This is a genomic window from Bradyrhizobium sacchari (assembly GCF_002068095.1).
In the GTDB taxonomy this organism is placed as follows: Bacteria; Pseudomonadota; Alphaproteobacteria; order Rhizobiales; family Xanthobacteraceae; genus Bradyrhizobium; species Bradyrhizobium sacchari.
Genome location: NZ_LWIG01000040.1, coordinates 1 through 5,534 on the forward strand (window position 1 = coordinate 1; position 5,534 = coordinate 5,534).

General features: G+C 60.5%; 5 protein-coding genes. 1 reads left to right on the plus strand and 4 read right to left on the minus strand.

From position 1 onward, the window contains the following. Positions 1 to 146 precede the first annotated feature (146 nt). Complete coding sequence (locus A5906_RS30595; protein WP_080137604.1) at positions 147 to 1,241, minus strand: ABC transporter ATP-binding protein; 1,095 nt, start codon at positions 1,239 to 1,241, stop codon at positions 147 to 149. Positions 1,242 to 1,570: 329 nt separating this feature from the next. Here A5906_RS30595 and A5906_RS42735 point away from each other — a divergent pair, with 329 nt between their 5' ends. Continuing rightward, positions 1,571 to 1,729: a hypothetical protein gene (locus tag A5906_RS42735; protein ID WP_161495457.1), complete on the plus strand. Its 159-nt coding sequence runs from the start codon at positions 1,571 to 1,573 to the stop codon at positions 1,727 to 1,729. Positions 1,730 to 1,910: 181 nt separating this feature from the next. Here A5906_RS42735 and A5906_RS30600 read toward each other — a convergent pair whose 3' ends face one another. From A5906_RS30600 to A5906_RS30610, 3 genes are all read right to left on the minus strand, one after another. Further along, positions 1,911 to 2,741: an ABC transporter permease gene (locus A5906_RS30600; RefSeq protein ID WP_080138920.1), complete on the minus strand. Its 831-nt coding sequence runs from the start codon at positions 2,739 to 2,741 to the stop codon at positions 1,911 to 1,913. A gap of 5 nt (positions 2,742 to 2,746) precedes the next feature. After that, positions 2,747 to 3,997 carry an ABC transporter permease gene (locus A5906_RS30605; protein WP_080138921.1) on the minus strand — a complete coding sequence of 417 codons (1,251 nt, stop codon included), beginning with the start codon at positions 3,995 to 3,997 and terminating at the stop codon, positions 2,747 to 2,749. 294 nt (positions 3,998 to 4,291) lie between these two features. Then, positions 4,292 to 5,386, minus strand: a complete 1,095-nt coding sequence (locus A5906_RS30610; protein ID WP_080137604.1) for an ABC transporter ATP-binding protein — start codon at positions 5,384 to 5,386, stop codon at positions 4,292 to 4,294. Between the last annotated feature and the right edge of the window lie 148 nt (positions 5,387 to 5,534).

Here is a 5,534-nt window from a genome sequence, read left to right on the forward strand (position 1 = left end):
GCCAGGCCGATTGCGGCGAGTGCAGCGACGTTCGTCAAAGGTGTCTTGCTCATCGTCTGCCGTTCCTCTGGTCTGTTATGCCCCGCCCGGGATTCGGACGGGTCGGCAAAGGCCGACCTCATCCAAGCCGAGGTTTCGCCCCCTCGTCACGGCGCATCGAGCGCCCGACAATCTTCCGTCTTCCAGCCGACAGTGATCGCCGCGCCCGGCTCGAGCTGCACCAGGCCTTCGGAGTTAGGCAGCTTGATCACAAAATCATCATGGCCACACAGTGAGACGCGGGTGCGCACGTGGTCGCCCAAATAGATCACCTCCGCCACCTGCGCGCTGAAGACATTGGGCAGCGCGCCCGGCGTCGGATTCAGCTGCACTCGCTCCGGCCGCAACGACAGCACGGTCGGTCGACCAACCGCTTCAACGTTGATCGCCAGCGCCTGCACGTTGCTCCCACCCGCAATCTCCACGTTGCAGGTCGTGCCATTCATCGCCAGGACTTTGCCGTGCAGGCGATTGTTCTCGCCGATGAACTGCGCGACGAAGGCGTTCTGCGGACGCTCGTAGAGTTCGGCGGGCGCGGCAAGCTGCTGGATAATCCCGTCGTTGAACACCGCGATGCGGTCCGACATCGTCAGCGCCTCGCCCTGGTCATGCGTCACATAGACCACCGTGACGCCGAGATCCTCGTGGATATGCTTGATCTCGAGCTGCATCTGCTCGCGCAGCTGCTTGTCCAGCGCGCCGAGCGGCTCGTCCATCAGCACGAGCTTGGGATCGAACACGAGAGCGCGGGCAAGTGCGACGCGTTGCTGCTGGCCGCCAGAAAGCTGACCGGGCCGGCGCTTGCCATAGCTGCCGAGCCGGACCATGTCGAGCGCCCGTTTGATTCTGGCCTCGATCTCGGTCCTGCCGAGCTTGCGCACCTTAAGCGGGAACGCGAGATTCTCCTCCACGGTCATATGAGGAAAAAGCGCGTAGTTCTGGAACACCATGCCGATGTCACGCTTGTGCGGGGGCATCGCCTCAATCGAGCGCCCCCCCAGCAGGATTGAACCATGAGTGGGAACTTCGAAGCCGGCGAGCATCATGAGCGTTGTCGTCTTGCCAGAGCCGGACGGCCCGAGCATGGTCAAAAACTCCCCTGGAGCGATGTCAAGGTTCAGATTTTTTACGACCAACGTCTCCCCATCGTAGGTCTTCTGGACCTCGGAAAACTTCACAAAGGCCTTGTCTGTGCCTGGCATTGCCCCCCTCCCCGGCCCTCCTCCCGCAACCGCGCCGACCATCAGACTACCCTGCCCTTTTTTCACCACCCGCGACTTCTCGCGCGCCAAGCCAAGATCGTATGGATCGGCTTTCACGAAGCGTGTGCGGTTGATCAATTGACGCATTCCTCCCCTTCCTGAGCTTGACTCTGCGAGCGCAGGGGCGATCAGAGTATTTTTGTGTTTTGCGAAATGTTACCGAGCTTCTTGGGCTGAATTTCGCTAATGTAGCCTCTCGTGCAGCCGAAATCCTGCATCGAGGATCGAGTCGCAGATGCCAACCTGCGTTACGTTGGTCGATGTGACGCTTGCTGCTGCCGATCAATGTGGTGGTCGCCGTCGTGGCGCACGGTGTTCAGCCTGCCTCGGACGTGCTTGGCGCGGACGTGTTTGAAACGCCCGCTTCTGCTTCTTCGTGCCGCGATGGCAATGGTTACTCGATCGAAGAGCCGAAGGCAGTGATCTAGCGGCGCCGGCGGCGGGATAACGAAAGTGCTGACTAACAGCGGCGGCGTCCGGCTGTTTGTACGGGTGGGATAGCGGCTGCCAAAATCCGAGGAAGCATCAGCAGTATCGGCATGTAGGCAACCTTATCGCCGACCACTCTGACGTTCATCCGCATAAGGGCTTCAACCGCGATAGCTAGGGTCAGGTGTCGCGGATGCCGCGCAGGCGCTCCGAACGCCGGCGTAGCAGCTCCACAGTGGTGAGCATGGCGATGGAGAACAGGATCAGCACGGTTGCCGCGGCAATAATGGTCGGCCTGATTTCCTCGCGGATGCCCGAGAACATAACCCTGGGCAACGTCCGCTGCTCGGCGCTGGCGACGAACAGTGCAAGCACCACCTCGTCGAAAGAAGTGCCGAAGGCGAAGAGCGCTCCCGAGATCATGCCCGGGAGGATGAGCGGCAGCGTGATCTTGAAGAAAACGGTGATCGGCGGCGCACCGAGTCCAGCGGCGGCACGGGTCAGTGAGTGATCGAAACCCCTGAGGGTTGCGGTCACGGTGATGATAACAAAAGGCGTAGCTGTGGTGGTGTGCGCCAGAATCAATCCGGTATAGGAGTTTAGAAGCCCGACTTCTGCATAGAAAAAATATAGGGCCACCGCGGTAATCACGAGCGGCACGACAATGGGAGAGATCAGCAGGCTCATTACCACCGCACGCCAGGGGAAGTTCGGACGACTGAGCCCCAGTGCGGCGAGCGTGCCTATCGTAGTCGACAGGAGGGTGACCGACACGGCGACAAAAATCGAGTTGTGCAACGCGCCCTGCCACAGGCTCGTCAGGAAGAACTCCTCATACCAGCGCAGCGATAGCCCTGCCATCGGATAGGTGAAGAACGGCACGGAATTGAACGAGAGCGGAATGATCACGAGGATCGGCGCTATCAGAAACAGCAGCACTGCCCCACAGATCAGCCGGTGTAGATAGTACCAGCCCTTTTCGATTGGAGAGGCATAGGTGGAAGCGGCCATCGTTCTCACCCCATCTTGATCCGGTCGATGCCGACCAATTTGTTGAAGACGTAGTAGAGTAGCAGGGTTGCGGTGAGCAGGATGGCACCAAGAGCCGAGGCCATACCCCAGTTGAGCTCCTCGTTCGTGTAATGGGCGATGAAATAGCCGATCATCTGATCATCGCCCCCCCCGACCATCGCTGGGGTGATGTAGTAGCCCAAGGATAGGATGAAAGTCAGCAGACAGCCGGCGGCGATCCCCGGCAGGGTCTGGGGAAAGTAGACCTTCCAGAAGGCGTAGAATGGCCCGGCGCCGAGCGAGCGGGCGGCGCGCACATGGGTGCGCGGGATCGTCTTCATCACGCTGTAGATTGGCAGAAGCGTGAATGGCAGCTGGATGTGGGTCATCGTTATCACCGTGCCGATCCGATTAAAGATGAGCTGGGCCGGTTGTGAAATGATATGCAGTCCCAACAGCACTTCATTGATAACGCCGTGCTGCTGCAGGAGCACGACCCAAGCGGTGGTGCGTACCAGTAGCGAGGTCCAGAATGGCAGCACGACCATGATCATCAAGAGATTGCTATACTTGGCCGGCAATGTCGCCAAGAGATAGGCCACCGGGAAACCCAGCAGCAGGGTCGCCGCGGTTACGCCGATGCTGATAGCAAGTGTGCGCAGGAATATTGCGCGAAAAATCGCGTTTTCCGGAGGCGAAGCGACGATCTGGCTGTTGGGACCATACTGGAAGTCAACTGAACGCAGCAGGTAGTAAGCCGTATAGCCGGAGCCTCCGCGCTTGAGCAGGCTCCAGACGTCTTGCCGGCCCCAGAGTGGATTGATCTCGATCATCGCCGCCTTGTAGGGACCGGCGGAAAGCATGTTCGCTTTTCGAGCGCTCGACGTTACCGCGCTAAAGGCGCCGGGCAGCTCATAATTCATCCGCTTGGCAATGCCACTCGCCGTCTTCTGTGCCCAAGCCTGCTTGAGGTCTGCGGCGAGAGCGGCGTAGACGCTCTCGTTCGGCAGGTCATTGCCGTTCCAGTCTTGTAGCGCTACCGTCGTTCGCGGCATCAGGGTCAGCAGCGTATTGTCATGAATCGCGTTGAACATCATCCGGCCGATCGGTAAGACAAAGCCGATCAGGATGAACAGCAGCAGCGGCAGGACGAGGGCGAAGGCTCTCAGCTTGCGTCGGCGCTCGACCCGCTGCAGCTCGATTCCCAGCGGCGTGCCGTCGGAACCGCCGGCGGTTTGGACGGCTATCGTCACCATCTGTTCATCTCTCCCTCAGTTCGTCCGTGCGAAGCGGCAAAGAAAACGCCAGCTACCCACCCCGCCGATCGCGGCGCTTACTTCGCGAGACCTTCTCGGCCCGGAATGCCGCATCATCCCTAAAGACGTTGACCACATAATCGGGCGCGCCAGGCCGATTGCGGCGAGTGCAGCGACGTTCGTCAAAGGTGTCTTGCTCATCGTCTGCCGTTCCTCTGGTCTGTTATGCCCCGCCCGGGATTCGGACGGGTCGGCAAAGGCCGACCTCATCCAAGCCGAGGTTTCGCCCCCTCGTCACGGCGCATCGAGCGCCCGACAATCTTCCGTCTTCCAGCCGACAGTGATCGCCGCGCCCGGCTCGAGCTGCACCAGGCCTTCGGAGTTAGGCAGCTTGATCACAAAATCATCATGGCCACACAGTGAGACGCGGGTGCGCACGTGGTCGCCCAAATAGATCACCTCCGCCACCTGCGCGCTGAAGACATTGGGCAGCGCGCCCGGCGTCGGATTCAGCTGCACTCGCTCCGGCCGCAACGACAGCACGGTCGGTCGACCAACCGCTTCAACGTTGATCGCCAGCGCCTGCACGTTGCTCCCACCCGCAATCTCCACGTTGCAGGTCGTGCCATTCATCGCCAGGACTTTGCCGTGCAGGCGATTGTTCTCGCCGATGAACTGCGCGACGAAGGCGTTCTGCGGACGCTCGTAGAGTTCGGCGGGCGCGGCAAGCTGCTGGATAATCCCGTCGTTGAACACCGCGATGCGGTCCGACATCGTCAGCGCCTCGCCCTGGTCATGCGTCACATAGACCACCGTGACGCCGAGATCCTCGTGGATATGCTTGATCTCGAGCTGCATCTGCTCGCGCAGCTGCTTGTCCAGCGCGCCGAGCGGCTCGTCCATCAGCACGAGCTTGGGATCGAACACGAGAGCGCGGGCAAGTGCGACGCGTTGCTGCTGGCCGCCAGAAAGCTGACCGGGCCGGCGCTTGCCATAGCTGCCGAGCCGGACCATGTCGAGCGCCCGTTTGATTCTGGCCTCGATCTCGGTCCTGCCGAGCTTGCGCACCTTAAGCGGGAACGCGAGATTCTCCTCCACGGTCATATGAGGAAAAAGCGCGTAGTTCTGGAACACCATGCCGATGTCACGCTTGTGCGGGGGCATCGCCTCAATCGAGCGCCCCCCCAGCAGGATTGAACCATGAGTGGGAACTTCGAAGCCGGCGAGCATCATGAGCGTTGTCGTCTTGCCAGAGCCGGACGGCCCGAGCATGGTCAAAAACTCCCCTGGAGCGATGTCAAGGTTCAGATTTTTTACGACCAACGTCTCCCCATCGTAGGTCTTCTGGACCTCGGAAAACTTCACAAAGGCCTTGTCTGTGCCTGGCATTGCCCCCCTCCCCGGCCCTCCTCCCGCAACCGCGCCGACCATCAGACTACCCTGCCCTTTTTTCACCACCCGCGACTTCTCGCGCGCCAAGCCAAGATCGTATGGATCGGCTTTCACGAAGCGTGTGCGGTTGATCAATTGACGCATT

Bases quoted from the DNA above. Each gene is read 5' to 3' on its own strand.
- A5906_RS30600 (WP_080138920.1), bottom strand. From the start codon at position 2,741: ATGGCCGCTTCCACCTATGCCTCTCCAATCGAAAAGGGCTGGTACTAT.
- A5906_RS30605 (WP_080138921.1), bottom strand. From the start codon at position 3,997: ATGGTGACGATAGCCGTCCAAACCGCCGGCGGTTCCGACGGCACGCCG.
- A5906_RS30610 (WP_080137604.1), bottom strand. From the start codon at position 5,386: ATGCCAGGCACAGACAAGGCCTTTGTGAAGTTTTCCGAGGTCCAGAAG.
- A5906_RS30595 (WP_080137604.1), bottom strand. From the start codon at position 1,241: ATGCCAGGCACAGACAAGGCCTTTGTGAAGTTTTCCGAGGTCCAGAAG.